This window comes from Agrobacterium sp. CCNWLW155, assembly GCF_036888815.1.
GTDB classification, from domain to species: domain Bacteria; phylum Pseudomonadota; class Alphaproteobacteria; order Rhizobiales; family Rhizobiaceae; genus Agrobacterium; species Agrobacterium radiobacter.
Genome location: NZ_JBAKFW010000008.1, coordinates 113,383 through 129,718 on the forward strand (window position 1 = coordinate 113,383; position 16,336 = coordinate 129,718).

The window sequence follows — 16,336 nt, forward strand, 5'->3', positions numbered from 1 at the left end:
CTTTGTTATCAGTCCCATGAAAGAGCGTAGTGCCGCGAGCCGTGAGAGACCGAACAAATGCAGTGCAAAATTTCCGGGCTACCCGTTGCAATCGTGCATCCGGGTGAGGACGACCCGCCGCTTCGAGATCGACACAAGGCGTCTGCTTCGAACGTGCTGGCCACGCGGGATCACAGTGGAGACATCACTTGCGTGCTGGCCGCACGATCGTTGCCGGGGTCGGATGGCGCGCGCGCTTGTCAATGTCGCATAGACGGAGATAGCGGATATTCTTTGACGAAGCCGCATGGAAGTTTCAATGGCCCCCGCCTGTCAACCATCCGCAATGCGCTCGGAGCAATCGCAGCGTCGATTGCTGAGGATGGATATTCTCGCAACGACGCTTCGTTCTTCACAATTTATGGACACTTTAGAGAAGGCGGGTGTGAAGCCATCGCCGATTGTGCCGACTTCGACAGCGCAAAGCGTGTTGCCCCCGTGTTTGCGCCCTGAGTGGGTTGACGCTTGAAACTGTTTGTTAGATGACACGAATGGCAACGCCAGAGATGCGGCGGAACCACAGGCCGGGTTTTGCGAGGAACCCGGCCGCTTCGCGCTGACGCGGTAGTCGGGTGCCTTGTCGTTGTCGCGGTCGCAGGGCTTGATGGTGGCCTTGACGCTGAGTGCGAGGGTTCGGATGGTCCCGGCGAAGTTGCCGTTTTCGTCGCGGGTGAAGGTGCCGATCTGAGCCATTCTGGTATCTCCTGACTGTTTGTCCGAAGCCGCCCCTTGCGAGCAAGGGGAAGAAGGTCGGCGAAGCCGTTGCAGGCGAAGGCCGGCCCGGCGTCAGACCAGCCCGGAGGAGAGGCCGCGTGGGTGCTTCACCGGCATTGTCGTCGGTGAGCGGATGGCAGCAGACACCTTATGAGCGCCTCGGTCACAGGGAGGGGGCCGACCTCATACGCGTCTCCACTAGGCTCGCAGTAGGCGCGGCAGCGTGAGGTAGCCCACCACGGCCAGCAGCACGAGCGCGCCACCGATCAGGGCCGGCGTGCCAGGTGCTTCGGCGAAGACCAGCCACACCCAAAGCGGCCCTAGAACGACGTCGAGCAAAGCTATCAGCCCCGCTTCCGCTGACGGCACATGGCGGCTGCCCAACAGGAAGAACAGATAGCTGAGGCTCTGCGTAGCCAGACTGAACAGGAAGAGAATGCCGAATTGTGGCAGGCTCGGAACGGGCAACGTCGGCAATAAGGCGAATGCTACTGCGAAGCAGGCCAGCGCACAGAGCCCGCTGGCCAGCCCCGTCACCAATGTCGCGTCGTAGCTGGTCCAGCGCCGGGCGATAACGACGGAGGCAGCAAACCCCATCGTCATCAACAGCGCAAAGCCGTTGCCGGCAATATCCGTCGCGGCGGTGGCCGAGCCAGCCATGATGATCACCCCGAGAAAGGCCACGCCGGCGGCGCAGAGCGCACGCAGGCCGGGCCGTTCGCTTAGCAGCAGGAAGGCCAGACCGGCTGCAAGGAAGGGCACGGTGGCATAGACGACCATGACGTTGGCGACGCTGGTCAGCTTCAGTGCTGCGACGTAGCTGAACATGGCCACGGCCATGACGGGCATCGCTACCGCCCCGCCGGTTCCGACGCTCCGGCGCAATTGGAGAAGCGCTCTCCCGCGCAGCATGAAAGCCAGTGGCACCAGGGAGAGGCAGGCGAACAGCGAGCGCCAGGCCACCATGGTCCAGACGTCGAGGTCAAGCGCCCGGACAAAGAAGCCGGCGCTGCTCCACATCAGAGTCGAGGCGGTGATGAGCAGCGCCCCGTACAGCCATCGTTCCTTGTGCCGTAGAGGGCCTTCGCCCGCATCCATTCGGTCCTCACTTACACTGGCGTCCATGTTGCTCTCCTGTCATCCAGTCCGGTCTTGACCGCGCTAGACGACCGGTCTACTCTGAACTGTATGGTAGAAAACGAAACGCGTAAAGAGCTGATCAAGGTGGGGCTAAAAGCCCTGCTAGCGAACGGCTACGATGGTGTAGGTATCGGTCCGATCCTGGCCGAGGCCGGCGTGCCCAAGGGGTCCTTTTATCATTTCTTCCCCAGCAAGGAGGCATTCGCCTGTGCCGTGCTGGACGCCTATTCCGAACACTATCGCCAGACTCTGGTTATCCTTCTGACTGATCAGACGCAACGCCCTCTGCAGCGGTTGGAAACTTACTTCGCCACGCTGGAGCAGGAGTTGCGTCGCGAGCAGCCGCTCGGTGGCTGCCTCTATGGCGTTGTGGCGCAGACCCTTGCCACCCGCAGCCCGGCGCTTCGCATGGCACTGCAAAAATGCTTTGCACTTTGGGAGTCCAGCCTGCGCGGAGTTCTTCGCGAGGCCGAGGATGCCGATGCGCTGGCTCCTGGTGTCACGGCTGATGCGGCCGCTGCCTTCCTGATCGAAGCCTACGAAGGTGCCCTGGTCCGCATGAAGGCGGAGGACAGCTTTGCACCTTATGACAGGTTCAAAGAATATGGCCTGCGGCGGTTGTTCCGATAGGTGACGGTACTGCTTCGCCGCGCATTGTGAGAGCGTCCGCGTACAACAAAAACACTCCAATCACATGGAATATGTTGGTTTCCGCGCGGAACTGAGCCGGTTAGGCGCGTAAGGGGATGCGGACGAAAACTTGGGCCACCAGGAGGTAGTTCATGTATTCCTACGCAGACAGACTTCGAGCCGTTGAGCTTTATATCCGCCTTGGCAAGCGGCTTAACGCGACCATTCGCCAGTTGGGTTATCCCACCAAGAATGCGCTGAGGGGCTGGTACCGTGAGTACTTACAGCATCTCGACCTGCGTGTTCAGTCGGCTGCCCGAGCGCCAAAATATTCCGAGGCTGAAAAGCAGGCGGCACTTGAGCACTTTCGTACCCATGATCGTTGCATCTCTGCGACGATGCGGGCACTTGGCTATCCTGGACGAGGGACTCTGACCGCCTGGGTCCGGGAGGCCTTTCCAGAAACGCGAACATCGATGGTCGGTCGATCGTGGCACCCTGGTTATTGCGAGGAGATCCGGAAGACGGGCGTTATCGGACTATGCGGTGGAGATGAAAGCGCTCAACAGGTGGCTGACCGGCTAGGCGTCTCAAGGCCGACATTGTACGCTTGGAAAGATCAGCTTCTCGGTCATGAGGCCCCGTCATCCATGAAACGCCGCAAAGCCCATCCCAAGGTGCCTGAACGTGAAGAGCTCGAGCGACAACTTGAAGCCCTTCAGCGTGATGTCCGCCAGTTACAACTCGAACATGATCTCCTGAAGAAGGCCAATGAACTCATAAAAAAGACCTGGGCGTCGATCTGCAGATCCTGAGTAATCGGGAGAAGACACAACTGATTGACGCCCTTAAGGACACCTATTGCTTGCCGGAACTGCTCACCCAGATGCGAATAGCCCGAAGCTCCTACTTCTACCACCGCGCCCGCTTGTGTCTGGCAGACAAGTATGCCGCCGTCCGCCACAGCCTTGCGGAAATCTTTGAGGCGAACCGTCGTTGCTATGGTTATCGCAGACTACAGGCGTCGCTGGCCAGGCAGAGTGTGACAATCTCGGAAAAGGTTGTGCAGCGGTTGATGAAGCAGGAGCAGTTAGTCGTCGCCAGACCGCGTCGACGGCGTTTTGGATCATATCTGGGAGAAATCAGTCCGGCACCCGAGAACCTGATCAATCGCGACTTCCATGCTGAGGCGCCGAATGTGAAATGGCTGACAGATATCACCGAGTTCCAGATCCCAGCCGGGAAGGTGTACCTTTCGCCTATCATCGACTGCTTCGACGGCATGGTCATCAGTTGGTCGATTGGAACGCAACCAGATGCGGGGCTAGTCAATACAATGCTGGACGCCGCCATCGAAACGGTGACCGACGACGAGGAACGGCCAATCGTCCATTCCGATCGCGGAGCTCATTATCGCTGGCTTGGCTGGCTTACCCGGATCAGTGAAGCCAAACTGGTTCGCTCGATGTCCCGAAAGGGGTGCTCGCAAGATAATGCCGCGTGCGAAGGCTTCTTCGGCCGGTTGAAAACGGAACTCTTTTATCCACGAGACTGGAAGACCATCACAGTCGAACAGTTCGTCGCTGAGGTAGATGCTTATATTCGCTGGTACAACGAGAAGCGTATCAAGATATCGCTGGGATCGCTAAGCCCAGTCGAATATCGTAAGAGCCTCGGCCTGAACTTATAGAGCAGTCCAACTTTTTATCCGCACCCCCACCGGCTCAGTTCCGCGCGGAAACCAACAGTGATCATTTGCCAGTCGCCGACGCTGGTGATAAAGACGCGCTATGGAATTTGTTCGCGCTTTCACTTTGATTATTAGCACCATTCATCGAGTGGTGGGTTAAGCACGTCAACTTTCCAGACAAAGCAACCCGCCGCGAGGCGGGTTTTGTTTTTCCGCTCGCGGCCATTTTGGAGTCCAGAATGTCCGGCCATCCCTTGAAAGCCCTCATCGAGTCTGCAGACCGCTCCATATCGGCCAAAGACTTCGACGGCTTGATGCAATTTTACACTGATGATGCCACCTTGGTGGTCAACGCAGGCATGTACGCCAAAGGCAAAGACCAGATCAGGAAAGCGTTCGAAGCAATCTCTGCCTATTTCCAAGGTAAATTGGAAGTCCGCCAAGGGAGGATCGAGGTGATCGAGGGCGGGGACACAGCGTTGGTCATCATGGAAACCTGGTTGGATGCAGTCGACGAAAGCGGCATTGCGACATCGACGGTACGACGTGCCACCTATGTGTTTCGTAGAGACTCGTCTGGGAACTGGTTATGCGCTGTAGACAATTCCTACGGCACGGCTCTCCTCGATAGTTGACAAGGCTCCCCGGCCCAATGCCCATATTGGGTCGGGGGACAGCATTCCGATTGGCGCAGATTACGTCGCCGCATACTTCCACGATAGGAGTTCTTTAATCCGGCTTTGCTTGTGACCGTTGACAATGGCGGTCACCGTGCTGGTCAGGTATCTTGTGTTATTCCAGTCGGGCGAAGCTACCAGTTGTCGGCAGGTCTAGAATTTGCGAGATCACCGTAATATGCAGACGGAAGTGCCTTCGCGAGGAACGAGAACTCCGAATGGCAATGGCGCATCAGCCCCAGTCCGATCTCGTCCGGGACAGCGTGGCCGCCCTTGTCGCTATCGAGACCCAGAACGAATCTGCTTCGCAGAACGAGGCCACCGGGCGTGTCCCGTGTGACGTGCATCATCCGGCCGCCTATTGGAATTCCATGCTCGTCAATCTCAACATCATCGCCAAAGCCAATGCCGGCGTAGAAAAGTGCGGATACGCCGCCGGCTTGCTTTGCCGCATCGATGTCCGTGGCACTGAAATATGCGGCTGGGCTTAGGAATTTGATGGTTGCATTGACCGCAGGAACCTCTCCTAGCGACTCCGTCGCCCTGATTGTCGCGCCGATGTAGTTCTCACCTTTTTTCCAAAGCTCGTCCCAACCGAAATGGCGCTTGTGATCAATCGGATGCCACCAGCGAAGATGTTCGTCGGTTTCAAAATACTTAAACCACCATTCCAGCATCGCTCCATTGCACCCTGGCATTATCGTTCTGCAGGCGACCGTGAGGGTGCCGGAGCCCAAGCGCTCGATCCCCATCTCCAGTCTAATTGGGTCGGCGTGCAGCAGTGCGACAGGAATTGCTGCTTCCAAATCATATTGCATTTTCAATCTCCTATATTTAGGAAACGCATTGCGTTTCCTAAATATAGTCGGTACACCGTTCGTACGACGTTAGTCAAGGAGATCAAGAGTTGGTAAAGCGAGCGAGAGGGCGTCCGGCCAGTAATCGGCTTGAGGTGGAACGCAAAATTCTCCAAGCCTCAACACAGCTTCTCTTTGACCAGGGATTTGCCAAGTTCAGCATCGATGCGGTGTCGCGTAACGCAGGAGTTGCCAAAAAGACTGTTTACGCTATGGCGGCCAATCGTGAGGAACTGGTCGGGAAAATCGTAGCGTCCTGGACTGAGCAACTCCAAACCAGTGGAGATCACCGGCCAGGCGAGGCGCGTCGTGATCCGGGGAGCCTGAGGGCGCTATTGGGCAGGATTTACCGGATCGCCCTGTCCAAGGAAGCTGTAGCCCTTTTCCGTCTCATTTGTGCTGACAAGGACGGTCGAGAACGGCTCGCAGAAATTTATAATCGAAACGGGGTCGAGCGAGGGGTGCTGGCCGTGGCGACCTGGCTGCGCGAGTACCAAGCCGATGTTCCATCATTGGATGTCAACCGATCTGCCCGGATGATCCTTGCCGCTCTTGTTGCTGAGCCCTTGCGCAGGGCCGCTATTGGCCTTGAAACACCATGGAACGATAGCGATGAGGAGGTCACCGTACGGGTTGGAGAATGCGTGGATTTCTACGCACGTGTATTGTTCAAAGAGTCGGGCACGCCACCATAGCGGCCATCGTAGCGCATCTGGTGATAAAGTTTCGTCTCCGATCGACTGGGATGAGTCGATATCGACGGGCACGACCTTGACCTCGTCTTGCCCCATAACGCTGCCGGTCTGGAAGCCGGGGCGTATGACATCGCCGCGCAGCATCGACCGCATGGGCAGCAGCCGCCTCTTGGGATGACAAATACGCGACACAGCGACTTGCCGAAGTTTGAGCGGTCTAGCCGATGGCTGCCCATGGCGTATTGATGCCGTCGAAGCTTAGCTCCGCTTTCGGGAAGGCGCTATCGGGGGCCCTCCGACCAAAACGCGGGCGCAAAGCGGAAATAGTTTCCGCAACGGGGCCGTGTGGTGACTAGCGGCTTTTGCGGACGCCTTAGGCAAAAGTGGTTGTGGCAGCAAGGCCTCCCGAAGTCCGTCATCGATCGGAGATCCTGACTCATAACAGTGTCCGCGCAGTAAGCGCCCCAATGAGTCATTGCAAATTCAGATAAACGCGATCAGACCCGCCCGGCAGAATTAATGCAGCTCCACGAATGATATCTGTTACAGTGCTTATGTCGGACATGGCTTTCAGCGCCTTGTCCCACACTCCTGCCGAGTCATGACTTGCGCCGTGAGTCTTCGGCCCATGAGGGCCTCATTATGTCACAGACACCGATCGTGCATTTCGAAGCGCCAAGCACACTTGCCATGGTGATGTCATCCAACGAACCGTTGCTATTCCTGTCCGATGATCTGAAGATCATCGCAGCGAGTGCATCCTTCTGCCGGGCATTCGAGATCCCCCGGCCTCCGTAAGAGGCAAGCGTCTCGCAGAACTCGGGCACGGCGAATGGGCAATGGCCAAGCTCGAGTCCCTGTTGACGGCGACCGTCACCGACAGTGCCAACATCGATGCCTATGAGATCGACCTGAAGCGACCGGACCAGAAAACGCGACAGTTGATTATCAACGCGCGAACGCTCGACGACGGCGACCTCGAGCATATTCGCCTGCTTGTCGCCATAACCGACGTCACCGACATGCGCGCGGAGGCTCGTCTGAAAGACGACCTGGTTCGCGACAAGGCCATCCTTCTGCAGGAGGTCCAACACCGGGTTGCCAACAGCCTGCAGATCATTGCCAGCGTGCTGATGCAAAGCGCCCGCCGCGTTCAATCGGAAGAGGCACGTGGGCATCTGCATGACGCCCGCCACCGCATCATGTCGATCGCAGCGCTGCAACGACAACTTTCAACATCTGCCGGCGGAAACGTCGAGCTGCGTACCTATCTTACGCAGCTCTGCCAAAGTCTCGGTGCATCGATGATCGCGGACCCCGAGAGGTTATCGATCCGGGTGACGGTGGATGACAGCTCGGTCCCTGCAGATGTGTCCATCAGCTTGGGTCTCATCGTCACAGAACTCGTGATCAATGCCCTCAAGCACGCCTTTACCGATGAGCGAACCGGGTTGATCGAGATCGACTATCAATCCTCGGGTCAAGACTGGACGCTTTCAATTACGGATAATGGAATTGGAATGCCAGTCGGCAGCGACGCGCCTAAGGCAGGCTTGGGCACCGGCATCGTGGAAGCACTCGTGAAGAACCTCGAAGGCGAGATCACGCTGACTGACGCTGACCCGGGTACGGTGGTGACGGTCACCCGCAGGCAAACGCCCGGTCTGCTGACCGAAGTTTCGCCGGCGGCTTAAGAAACGAACCGGCCCCCGAAGCCCTGCGGCGCGTTTTTGCAGCCATACTCATACAGGGAGTGAATAATGAAGAACGGCAAACCGGTCGTCCTGATCGTGGAAGACAATCCACTAATACGTATGAGCGCAGTCGATCTCGTCCTGTCGGCGGGTTATCAAGCGCTGGAAGCTGGCGACGCCGACGAGGCGGTCCGCATCCTTGAAGCACGAGATGACATCGATCTCGTGTTTACCGATGTCCAGATGCCAGGAACGATGGACGGTATCAAGCTGTCCCACTACATCCGCGACCGATGGCCACCACTGAAGCTGATCGTCGCATCCGGTGCGGCCATTGTCGAAGAAAGCATGTTGCCGGTTGGAAGCCGCTACTTTTCGAAGCCCTATGACGACCTCACCATCACCGACGCGATGGCACGCCTGCTTGCGAGCGACAACCCGAAGGCCAGCACGATCTGAGGCAGAAACAGTTACGATCCATTTTTCGCCTCCACCGGAACTGATCAGCTTGCTCTAACGGATGTCCGCTTCTGATTAGGGGTGGCAGCAAGATGGATGACAGAAATAAAGGCGCGAAGTGGACATCCTTTCCGCTGTAGTCCGTTCAGGACAAGATAGCCTACTTCGACAAACCGCCTTCAAACCTTGCCGCCTCCTGTTGGACCGCATTACCCGTGATACCGGGACGTCTGGGCAATAGAACAGCGATCGTGATGGCACAAATCGATGTTATGGCGGCAAGCCACCAGCACAGCGTCGTGAATGCGGCCTGATAAGCATTCTGCAGAGTGCTCGTCCGTATTTCCGGAGATAAAGCGCCTGCCGAAACAAGGTCGCCGATGGCTAACCGCTGTCCTATATCTTTCAAAACCTCGGACGACAGACCCGTCGCTCGACCAAGCTCTGTCGCGATGAGCCCGGACAACGTCGCGCTAACAATCGCGAGAGCGACACCCTCTCCGGCAACCCGCACGGTGCTGAATATGCCGGTTGCCATTCCTGCGCGCTCCACGGGCACGACACTGACTGACAAGCCATCCATCAGTCCCCATGGCAGTCCAGCACCGATGCCGATCATAATCATTGGCAGAACAAGCAGACTTCCGTCGTTTCCGGCGATGTGGGCAAGCCAGACAAGGCCAGCGGCGGCGATCAGGAGACCGGCGGCAGAAAGGATGCCAGGCGATATCTGGCGAGCCAATATTGTTGCCATGAAAGGCATAATCAACATCGGGGCTGACAAGCCAAGCATCAGGACGCCTGCCGTGATCACGTCGTACTTTTCAATGCCGATCAGGCGCAGCGGAATAATCACCAGCAGAACAACGAAACAGGCGCAGGTGGCTACGGGCAACAGTTGCACACCGATAAAACGCGGATACCGGAAGAGGGACAAGTCCAGCATCGGCCGAGGGGCCCGGATTTCAACTAGAATAAACGCTGCAAGCGAGATGACGAATCCCAAGCTGAAGATCGCAAGTTCGGCCGCGTCGAGGGAAGGCAATTCTATCATCGCGACGGTGAACAGCGTCAGCATCAGGGTAAAGCAGGCCGTGCCCATCCAGTCGAGGGATGCCGCTTCGGGGTCGACCGTTTCGCGCATACGCGGCGGTCCGAGGACAAGTGCCAGGAGACCGATCAGTCCTCCGGCGAGAAATATCGAGCGCCATCCTACGGTCTCGATCAAGACACCCGTGACGAGTGGACCCAATGCAAGACCGACGCCGAACGTTGTTCCAAGCAGGCCAAAGGCTCGTGTTCTGGCGTGGCCGTCGAACTCCTGGGCAAGGGCGGCAGTCCCGCCTGCCAGGGCTGCGGCTGCTCCCACACCCTGACACGCGCGGAGAGTGTCTATGAGCCAGACCGCATTCGCCAACCCAAGGGCGCATGAAAATCCGACGAAGACCAACAAGCCGGTCAAAAAGACACGACGTCTTCCAAATTTGTCGGCCAGAGCGCCTGCAGCCATGAGCAGACTGCCGAACGTCAGCATGAAAGCGTTCGTTATCCAGGTCAAAGCCTCAGGCGAGCCGCCGAGGTCTTGCGCGATTGCGGGTGTTGCGACTGCGCCAGCGGAGAAGCTGAGAGGCAACGTCAACGCTGCCAGACAAACTGCCGCCAGTACCGAGTGGCGGGAGGTCGGTGTTTTTCGGGATATATCGGTCATGGAAGCTCCAGTGCAAAAAATGCCGCCGGTGATCGGGCACCGTGTTGGCCAAGCTTGCAGCAAAAGCGTATGGGTCGATAATTCCTCTTTCTGTCGTTTCATTGCGGACCAAAATTCTCTAATCTGCGTGAATGGATAAATTGAGCGAAATCGAGGCTTTCGTCCGGGTGGCGGAACGCCTGAACTTTGCCAAGGCTGGCCAGAGTCTCGGGCTATCCCCGTCTGCGGTTGGAAAAAGCGTTGGTCGACTGGAAGCCTCCCTGAATGTACGGCTTTTTCAGAGAACAACACGGCAAGTCTCGCTGACGGAAGAAGGCGCGATGTTGTTCGAGCGTTATCGAGCCATACTGGCTGACCTGCGCGACACGCATGAGGCGGTCAAGGCTGATCGCGATTCGCCAAGTGGCAGTTTGTATGTGACACTGCCAACAATCGGCTACCGCTTTCTCCTTCCTATTCTCCCCGAATTTCGCAAACGCTATCCACGTATCGATCTTGAGCTCGATTTCAATGACAGGCAGGTCAATCTGATCGAAGGTGGATTTGATGTGGCCATTCGCAGCGGTGACCTGAGCGACTCCAGCCTGATGGCCAGACGACTGGGGCCATTTCGCTTCCTGGTCTGCGGATCGCCGGATTACTTCAGGCGAATGGGAAAACCTTCACATTCCGACGATCTGCGAAAGCACGAGGCGTTACGTTTTCGGTTTCCGACATCGGGCAAGTTCCAGGAATGGCGTCTCAAAGACGGAAGCGATCGCCTGCAAAACATGTCGGTTGCGCTCACATGTGGAAACATGGAGGCGATCAGAGCCGCCGCGATTGATGGCATGGGGCTCGCATATATGCCCGAATTCCTGGCTGCCGACGCCATTCGCGATGGTCTGCTGGAAACGGTGCTGAGCGAGAGCCTGGCGGCACCTGGCCATTTCTCGATACTTTGGCCATCGGCGCGGTTCGTTGCGCCGAGGCTACGCGTCTTCATCGATTTCCTGACTGAGAGGCTGTTTGCGGAAGCTGACCCATGAGCGGCAGCCACCATGTCTCCTGTCGGCGCACAGGCGACGGGGGGCCTCGCCGCAAGCCACATCCGCTCTCCGATATGGGGCGCTTTCGCTCACATGACCTCACTGGAGGTCAGTTCCTGTAACAGGATTTTGTCGCTCCGTGGCCAAAACAACCGGCTTCGAAGCCAGGCTTGGAAGCCGTCACGCCGTCTCAAGGTGTGAGGATTCCTTCCCCTGCGCGACAAGCGGCGCAGAAGATCTTGAAGGCGGATGTGAAGCGTTCAGTCGCCGGGCCACAATATCGTGGTTGAGCCACAGTACGGGACCCGCGGGTTCCGACGATTCACCAAAGATCAGCTCCCCTGTCGCCGTCACAACGAGACTGCTGAGAAGGTCACTGATCATCACCTTGCCATCCCGATGCATCCGGGTGATCTCGTTTGACGTGCCAATGGTCAGATCGGCCTGTGCCTGGCTGTTTGCCATGGGCCACGCCGAAAAGTCATAGAACGGACGCATGACCTCGCTGGCCTGCATGTCGGTGATCTTCCTGAAAACATCCTTCATGGTTAAGCCATCGGCCAGAAGCTGCTGGCAGGCCTGCCACTGTTCGTCTGCCCATTGGCCACCGTTTTCTTTCTTCAACGCAAGCAGCAGCGGTATGAGGGGCAGCTCGATACCCGTGAACACATCGGACGAGTTGGTCCGGATTTCGGGACAGTTATAGACAGTTGCCTTGATCCCTGTCGCCCAAGCTTCCTCCGCGATACCCTCAAGCCGCATCTTCGCATATCCCTGGGTGTAGTTGGTATAGGTCTGCCAACGATAGCTCCCGTCGATCAGGACCGCCGATCCGTGATAACCATAGGCCGTATATCGCACTTGTCCGCCCGAGGCTTCGACGCGCTCGCGGATCGCCGTGCTGAAATCAATGAGATGGCGAAAGGTGTTTGCGGAGACGTCTTCAAAATTCTGCAGAATGAGTTTTCCCATGTCGCTGTCGAGCAGGGTCTGCGACGACATGTGGCGAGTGCCGGTTCCCTTGTAGATGCGATTGGCGACGACCAGGAATGCCTTCGTCTTCGGAATGCCGCCAGCCATTGTGTGCGCGAAGAAAACATTGCGGCCATCTGCGATCATTCCGTCAAGAACGGTCATGACCTTCGAAAGCGACGCCTTGAAACGTTCAGTGGCGATGTCGCGGCATTGCCCGACATAATCCCAGTCGAGCTTGTCATGTTGCCAGCTCTCAAGCGTCATTGTTGCCAGGAGATCGGTGGGAGTTGGGCCGCCTGCGGGCGCATCGAGATCGAATCCCGCCATAAGAGGGATGTTGATGATCCTGCCGCCCAGCCGGGCCTCCGCCAAAGACAGTTCCTCGGTGTCGAGTGGCCGCAGCGCGTTATTCTCGTCGCGCCGCCCGACGGTGATCCCCACAATCTCCATTCCAGCCCGTCTGGCTTCGTCTAGCAAGCCGGTGGCATATCCGCGACCGAACAGTTCGCCGAAGAGTACAAAAACATCGCCCTCACGGAAGACCGTGTTTTCGGAAAGGCGATTCAGTGCAACCGGATTTTCCATACTGTCAACTCTTTGCTTCGCGTATCGTCGAGCAATGGCTCATACGATCTGAACGAAGACATGACCGCATAGTCGCCTGATGGGAACTCATTTTCGGTGACCGCTCATTTCAAAACGTGAAGTGAACCACCTGTCGTCATTACACTGCTGCGAAATGCGGAAGTCGATGGGGACAGGCGCACCGATGCCAAAACGACTGGTGCGAAACGCTCGTCCCACGGATGCTTGCGAGGCAATTGGCTTTTCCCAAGGCGCAAGGATTGGCGTTATATCATGCCGAAGTCACCAATCCTCGCGGTCCGGGCGTGACCGCTCGAACACCAGACCGGCAACTTTCAGGAGCGACTGCGGGTGGCGTGAACGACCGGTATGGAAGTACAGAGCGGAAACGTTTTCCGCTGTTGGCTCAAAGCAGACCTGTCAGATGCGCGGCTTGGGACCTGGTTCACGATCTGAGTCACCCGAATTTGGTTCGCCTTTCGGTTCGATCAGGAGCACTTTGACTTCATTTCTGGCCCGAGGACGATGCACAACACCTTTAGGAACGATAAACAATTCGCCAGCTTTGACGGTGCGAGGCGGCTCTCCTTCAATATCCATTTCCATTTCACCCTCGAGGACGTAGAAGAAGTCATCAGTCGTGTCATGCTTGTGGAAAGGATATTCACCAATAAACCGGACAACCATCACGTCATTTTCGTTGTAGTCCGCGATGACGTGAGGGTCCCAGTGGCTCGAAAACTGGTTGAGTTTCTCAGCGAGATTGATTGATTTCATCAGTGATTCCTCATTGTTCGACCGCGAAGAAGAAGCGAAATTACGGCAGCCGCGAAATTGTTGTGACACAGCAGATGACGCCGCGTCTTGAACGATCGTGCACGGGTGACCTGTTCCGCTCTGCCTTGGCAAGTTATCCAGCGGGTCGAAGCCTTCCTTTCAAGCGAAACATACGCCTGATGCGGCTGACACAGCTACGGTCCGCTTGCGGCCCGTTGCGGACATCATCATTTACCCGCTGGACAATCGACGTTTGCTAGTAACTGGCGAGCCCACCTGGCTCGCCGGCGATGCCTCCTCTTATCCCACCGGCCACTACAGTGAGCGGAAGGAAAGCGCCGCGAAGCTGCAGTCGCGGGTGAACTTCAAGACGGCCACACGATCGTATTTCTAATATTGTCGAAATATGGATTGACAGAAAGTTGTGAAATGCATAGCTTATTTCCATGATTATCGAAAAAGCAGCAACACAACTTGAAGCGCTCGGCAATGCTTCCCGACTCAAGATTTACCGCGTGCTGGTTAGAGCAGGCCGGAAGGGAATTCCGGTTGGCCAGCTCCAGGAGCGCGTCGGCATCCCGTCGTCGACGCTATCGCACCACCTCAAGAAGCTCGTCGAAACTGGGTTGGCTTCACAGGAAAGGCAGTCGACGACGCTGATTTGTCGGGCGGACTATCCGAGCATGCAGTCGCTGATCGGCTTCCTCGCCGACGAGTGTTGCGCTGAGGAGGAATGCGTGGCGGCGAACGACGAAGACGGAGAAGCTGCGGCCTGAAGCCACTTTTTTTCATCTTATAATTCGATATTTCTGGAAATACGAAAGGAAATGAAGTGACACAGAATGCAGAGCTTCCTGTCGCCGTCATAGGGGCTGGGCCCGTCGGTCTCGCCGCGGCTGCGCGCCTGATTGAGCGCGGCATTGAGCCACTCGTGTTCGAGAGGGGCACGTTCGTGGGATCGGCGCTCCTCGAATGGGGCCACGTGAGGGTCTTCTCTCCCTGGAAATACAACATCGATGACGCGGCCCGGGTGCTGCTCGAAGAAACGGGATGGTCGGAACCCGATCCTGACTATCACCCCAACGGACGCGAAATCGTGGCCTCCTATCTCGCTCCGCTCTCCAAGGTTCCGGGCGTCGCCAAGGGCCTCAAGCTCGGCGCGACCGTGACGGCAATTACCCGTAAGGGTCTCAGCAAAGTTGGCTCCAAGGGGCGCGACGCCGCTCCCTTCCTCGTCCGCTTCGTATTGGACGGTATCGAACAGGACGTCTTCGTCCGGGCCGTCATTGACGCCTCCGGAACCTGGGGCCAGCCAAACCCGCTTGGTGTCAATGGTCTGCCGATCCCCGGCGAGGTGCCGTCCAGCTACCTGTCCTACGGCATCCCTGACGTCGTCGGCACACGCCGGAACGACTTCATCGGCAAACGGACGCTGGTCGTCGGCAGCGGTCATTCCGCCATCTATGTTGCGATTGCGCTGATGGAACTCCAGGACGCCGATTCCGCCACTGAAATCTTCTGGGCGCTCAGGCATAACGGCGTCGACCGCCTGCTCGGCGGCGGTTTGAACGACCAGTTGCCGGAACGCGGCGCGCTCGGCCTTGCAGCCAAGAAGGCGATGGACGACGGCCGCCTGAACATGCTCACCTCGTTCTCTGCGGAGTCAATCTTGACCACCGACGGACCGTTGGTGCTCGCGGAAGCGAATGGAGGGCCCATCCATCTATCAGTCGACCAGATCGTGGTCACGACCGGCTTCCGACCCGACTTTTCTTTCCTGCGCGAGCTTCGCGTCAAGGTCGATCCGATCGTCGAGGCTCCGCCCGCGCTCGCGCCGCTCATCGATCCGAACCTGCATTCCTGCGGCACCGTGCCACCGCACGGCGTCGAGGAGCTGTCGCATCCCGAAAAGGACTTCTACATCGTCGGCATGAAATCCTATGGCCGTGCGCCGACCTTCCTGATGAAGACCGGATACGAGCAGGTGCGCTCGGTCGTCGCCGAGATTGCCGGAGACCATGTCGCGGCGCGGCGTGTCGAACTGGTGCTGCCGGAGACCGGGGTCTGCTCGATCACCAGCACGTCCAAAGCGTCGCCGGAATGCTGCCGGGCCGTCCTCGACGCATGACGACGCCTGCTGTGTCGCCGACGCCAAGGACAAGTCCGGATGCGGCTGTAACGTAAAGGCGGCACCTGAAAAGATTGCAGAAAGCGTGTAACGATGCCGGAGGCGAAGCTGCCCGCATGGGCGCTGCCGGACTGGGTGCGACCCAGAGGTGACGTTAGCTTTGGCTCCGTTCGCCATGTCGATGTCGATGACGGGGATGGGAGTGCCCGCGTCACTCTGGGTGGTGGTGGCGGCCGGGCTTGCGGGGGCTGCGGCGTTCGCGGCCATCTCTGTAACCCAGCGGCGGCAGAACGTCCACGAGTTGGCACTGGGTCACGAATGATGCCCAACCTGGTCCCGATGTCTGCTTCTGGCGCTGAGCGGCAGACGTCTCTCGGCCCGAAGCTGATTGTCAAGACCGCTTTGCAAGTCTCCGCGATGGGGTGGCAGCCGAACGACGACTTTCGTCTCGCGGACAAATAAGGAAGACATCTCAGGCCGAGGCTTATTGACTCTTGAGCCTTCAAAATGGAAGTTGCTTGTATGGATGAGAAAGCATTT

14 protein-coding genes and 1 pseudogene are annotated in these 16,336 nt (G+C 57.7%); 9 read left to right on the plus strand and 6 right to left on the minus strand.

Annotated elements, in window-relative coordinates:
• Nucleotides 1–312: 312 nt before the first annotated feature.
• A complete protein-coding gene (locus V6S97_RS21410; protein WP_334427700.1) occupies nucleotides 313–732 on the minus strand; it encodes a DUF736 domain-containing protein in 420 nt (139 codons plus the stop codon).
• Nucleotides 733–951: 219 nt separating this feature from the next.
• Nucleotides 952–1,878, minus strand: coding sequence for a DMT family transporter (locus V6S97_RS21415; protein ID WP_209687816.1), 927 nt, complete (start codon nucleotides 1,876–1,878; stop codon nucleotides 952–954).
• A gap of 63 nt (nucleotides 1,879–1,941) precedes the next feature.
• Here V6S97_RS21415 and V6S97_RS21420 point away from each other — a divergent pair, with 63 nt between their 5' ends.
• The 3 genes from V6S97_RS21420 to V6S97_RS21430 all read left to right on the plus strand — a co-directional run bounded on the left by V6S97_RS21420 (nucleotide 1,942) and on the right by V6S97_RS21430 (nucleotide 4,848).
• Complete coding sequence (locus V6S97_RS21420) at nucleotides 1,942–2,523, plus strand: TetR/AcrR family transcriptional regulator (RefSeq protein WP_111785270.1); 582 nt, start codon at nucleotides 1,942–1,944, stop codon at nucleotides 2,521–2,523.
• Between the two features lie 152 nt (nucleotides 2,524–2,675).
• A protein-coding gene (locus V6S97_RS21425; protein WP_111817888.1) for an IS3 family transposase occupies nucleotides 2,676–4,213 on the plus strand; the annotation gives its coding sequence in 2 pieces (ribosomal slippage) (nucleotides 2,676–3,312 and nucleotides 3,312–4,213; 1,539 coding nt in all).
• Nucleotides 4,214–4,452: 239 nt separating this feature from the next.
• Nucleotides 4,453–4,848, plus strand: a complete 396-nt coding sequence (locus tag V6S97_RS21430) for a YybH family protein (RefSeq protein WP_111785272.1) — start codon at nucleotides 4,453–4,455, stop codon at nucleotides 4,846–4,848.
• 176 nt (nucleotides 4,849–5,024) lie between these two features.
• On the opposite strand, the gene V6S97_RS21435 is transcribed toward V6S97_RS21430, so the two are convergent.
• Nucleotides 5,025–5,708 (minus strand): DAPG hydrolase family protein, encoded by a 684-nt coding sequence (locus V6S97_RS21435; RefSeq protein ID WP_111785273.1) that lies wholly within the window; start codon nucleotides 5,706–5,708, stop codon nucleotides 5,025–5,027.
• 89 nt (nucleotides 5,709–5,797) lie between these two features.
• Between V6S97_RS21435 and V6S97_RS21440 the strand changes: the two genes are divergently transcribed.
• The 3 genes and pseudogenes from V6S97_RS21440 to V6S97_RS21450 all read left to right on the plus strand — a co-directional run bounded on the left by V6S97_RS21440 (nucleotide 5,798) and on the right by V6S97_RS21450 (nucleotide 8,595).
• Nucleotides 5,798–6,442, plus strand: a complete 645-nt coding sequence (locus tag V6S97_RS21440; RefSeq protein WP_111785274.1) for a TetR/AcrR family transcriptional regulator — start codon at nucleotides 5,798–5,800, stop codon at nucleotides 6,440–6,442.
• A 642-nt stretch (nucleotides 6,443–7,084) separates the two neighbouring features.
• Nucleotides 7,085–8,136: pseudogene (locus V6S97_RS21445) on the plus strand (sensor histidine kinase).
• Between the two features lie 66 nt (nucleotides 8,137–8,202).
• Nucleotides 8,203–8,595, plus strand: coding sequence for a response regulator (locus V6S97_RS21450; RefSeq protein WP_111785275.1), 393 nt, complete (start codon nucleotides 8,203–8,205; stop codon nucleotides 8,593–8,595).
• A gap of 160 nt (nucleotides 8,596–8,755) precedes the next feature.
• Here the strand turns inward: V6S97_RS21450 and V6S97_RS21455 are convergent, their stop codons facing one another.
• Entirely contained in the window at nucleotides 8,756–10,303 is a 1,548-nt protein-coding gene (locus tag V6S97_RS21455; RefSeq protein ID WP_423754490.1) for an MFS transporter, read from the minus strand.
• A gap of 131 nt (nucleotides 10,304–10,434) precedes the next feature.
• On the opposite strand from V6S97_RS21455, the gene V6S97_RS21460 reads away from it, so the two are divergent.
• Nucleotides 10,435–11,331 (plus strand): LysR family transcriptional regulator, encoded by an 897-nt coding sequence (locus tag V6S97_RS21460; protein ID WP_111785276.1) that lies wholly within the window; start codon nucleotides 10,435–10,437, stop codon nucleotides 11,329–11,331.
• A gap of 180 nt (nucleotides 11,332–11,511) precedes the next feature.
• Here the strand turns inward: V6S97_RS21460 and V6S97_RS21465 are convergent, their stop codons facing one another.
• Both V6S97_RS21465 and V6S97_RS21470 read right to left on the minus strand, forming a co-directional pair.
• Nucleotides 11,512–12,891: an enoyl ACP reductase FabMG family protein gene (locus V6S97_RS21465; protein ID WP_111792141.1), complete on the minus strand. Its 1,380-nt coding sequence runs from the start codon at nucleotides 12,889–12,891 to the stop codon at nucleotides 11,512–11,514.
• A gap of 420 nt (nucleotides 12,892–13,311) precedes the next feature.
• Nucleotides 13,312–13,668 carry a cupin domain-containing protein gene (locus tag V6S97_RS21470; RefSeq protein ID WP_020808200.1) on the minus strand — a complete coding sequence of 119 codons (357 nt, stop codon included), beginning with the start codon at nucleotides 13,666–13,668 and terminating at the stop codon, nucleotides 13,312–13,314.
• Nucleotides 13,669–14,114: 446 nt separating this feature from the next.
• Here V6S97_RS21470 and V6S97_RS21475 point away from each other — a divergent pair, with 446 nt between their 5' ends.
• Both V6S97_RS21475 and V6S97_RS21480 read left to right on the plus strand, forming a co-directional pair.
• Nucleotides 14,115–14,444 (plus strand): ArsR/SmtB family transcription factor, encoded by a 330-nt coding sequence (locus tag V6S97_RS21475; protein ID WP_111785278.1) that lies wholly within the window; start codon nucleotides 14,115–14,117, stop codon nucleotides 14,442–14,444.
• A gap of 56 nt (nucleotides 14,445–14,500) precedes the next feature.
• Complete coding sequence (locus V6S97_RS21480) at nucleotides 14,501–15,796, plus strand: FAD-dependent oxidoreductase (protein ID WP_334427701.1); 1,296 nt, start codon at nucleotides 14,501–14,503, stop codon at nucleotides 15,794–15,796.
• The last annotated feature ends 540 nt before the right edge of the window (nucleotides 15,797–16,336 follow it).

Excerpts from the sequence above, each read along its gene's own strand:
- V6S97_RS21410 (WP_334427700.1), bottom strand. The coding sequence starts at position 732 with ATGGCTCAGATCGGCACCTTCACCCGCGACGAAAACGGCAACTTCGCC.
- V6S97_RS21430 (WP_111785272.1), top strand. The coding sequence starts at position 4,453 with ATGTCCGGCCATCCCTTGAAAGCCCTCATCGAGTCTGCAGACCGCTCC.
- V6S97_RS21435 (WP_111785273.1), bottom strand. The coding sequence starts at position 5,708 with ATGCAATATGATTTGGAAGCAGCAATTCCTGTCGCACTGCTGCACGCC.
- V6S97_RS21470 (WP_020808200.1), bottom strand. The coding sequence starts at position 13,668 with ATGAAATCAATCAATCTCGCTGAGAAACTCAACCAGTTTTCGAGCCAC.
- V6S97_RS21455 (WP_423754490.1), bottom strand. The coding sequence starts at position 10,303 with ATGACCGATATATCCCGAAAAACACCGACCTCCCGCCACTCGGTACTG.
- V6S97_RS21450 (WP_111785275.1), top strand. The coding sequence starts at position 8,203 with ATGAAGAACGGCAAACCGGTCGTCCTGATCGTGGAAGACAATCCACTA.
- V6S97_RS21475 (WP_111785278.1), top strand. The coding sequence starts at position 14,115 with ATGATTATCGAAAAAGCAGCAACACAACTTGAAGCGCTCGGCAATGCT.
- V6S97_RS21465 (WP_111792141.1), bottom strand. The coding sequence starts at position 12,891 with ATGGAAAATCCGGTTGCACTGAATCGCCTTTCCGAAAACACGGTCTTC.
- V6S97_RS21420 (WP_111785270.1), top strand. The coding sequence starts at position 1,942 with ATGGTAGAAAACGAAACGCGTAAAGAGCTGATCAAGGTGGGGCTAAAA.
- V6S97_RS21415 (WP_209687816.1), bottom strand. The coding sequence starts at position 1,878 with ATGGACGCCAGTGTAAGTGAGGACCGAATGGATGCGGGCGAAGGCCCT.
- V6S97_RS21460 (WP_111785276.1), top strand. The coding sequence starts at position 10,435 with ATGGATAAATTGAGCGAAATCGAGGCTTTCGTCCGGGTGGCGGAACGC.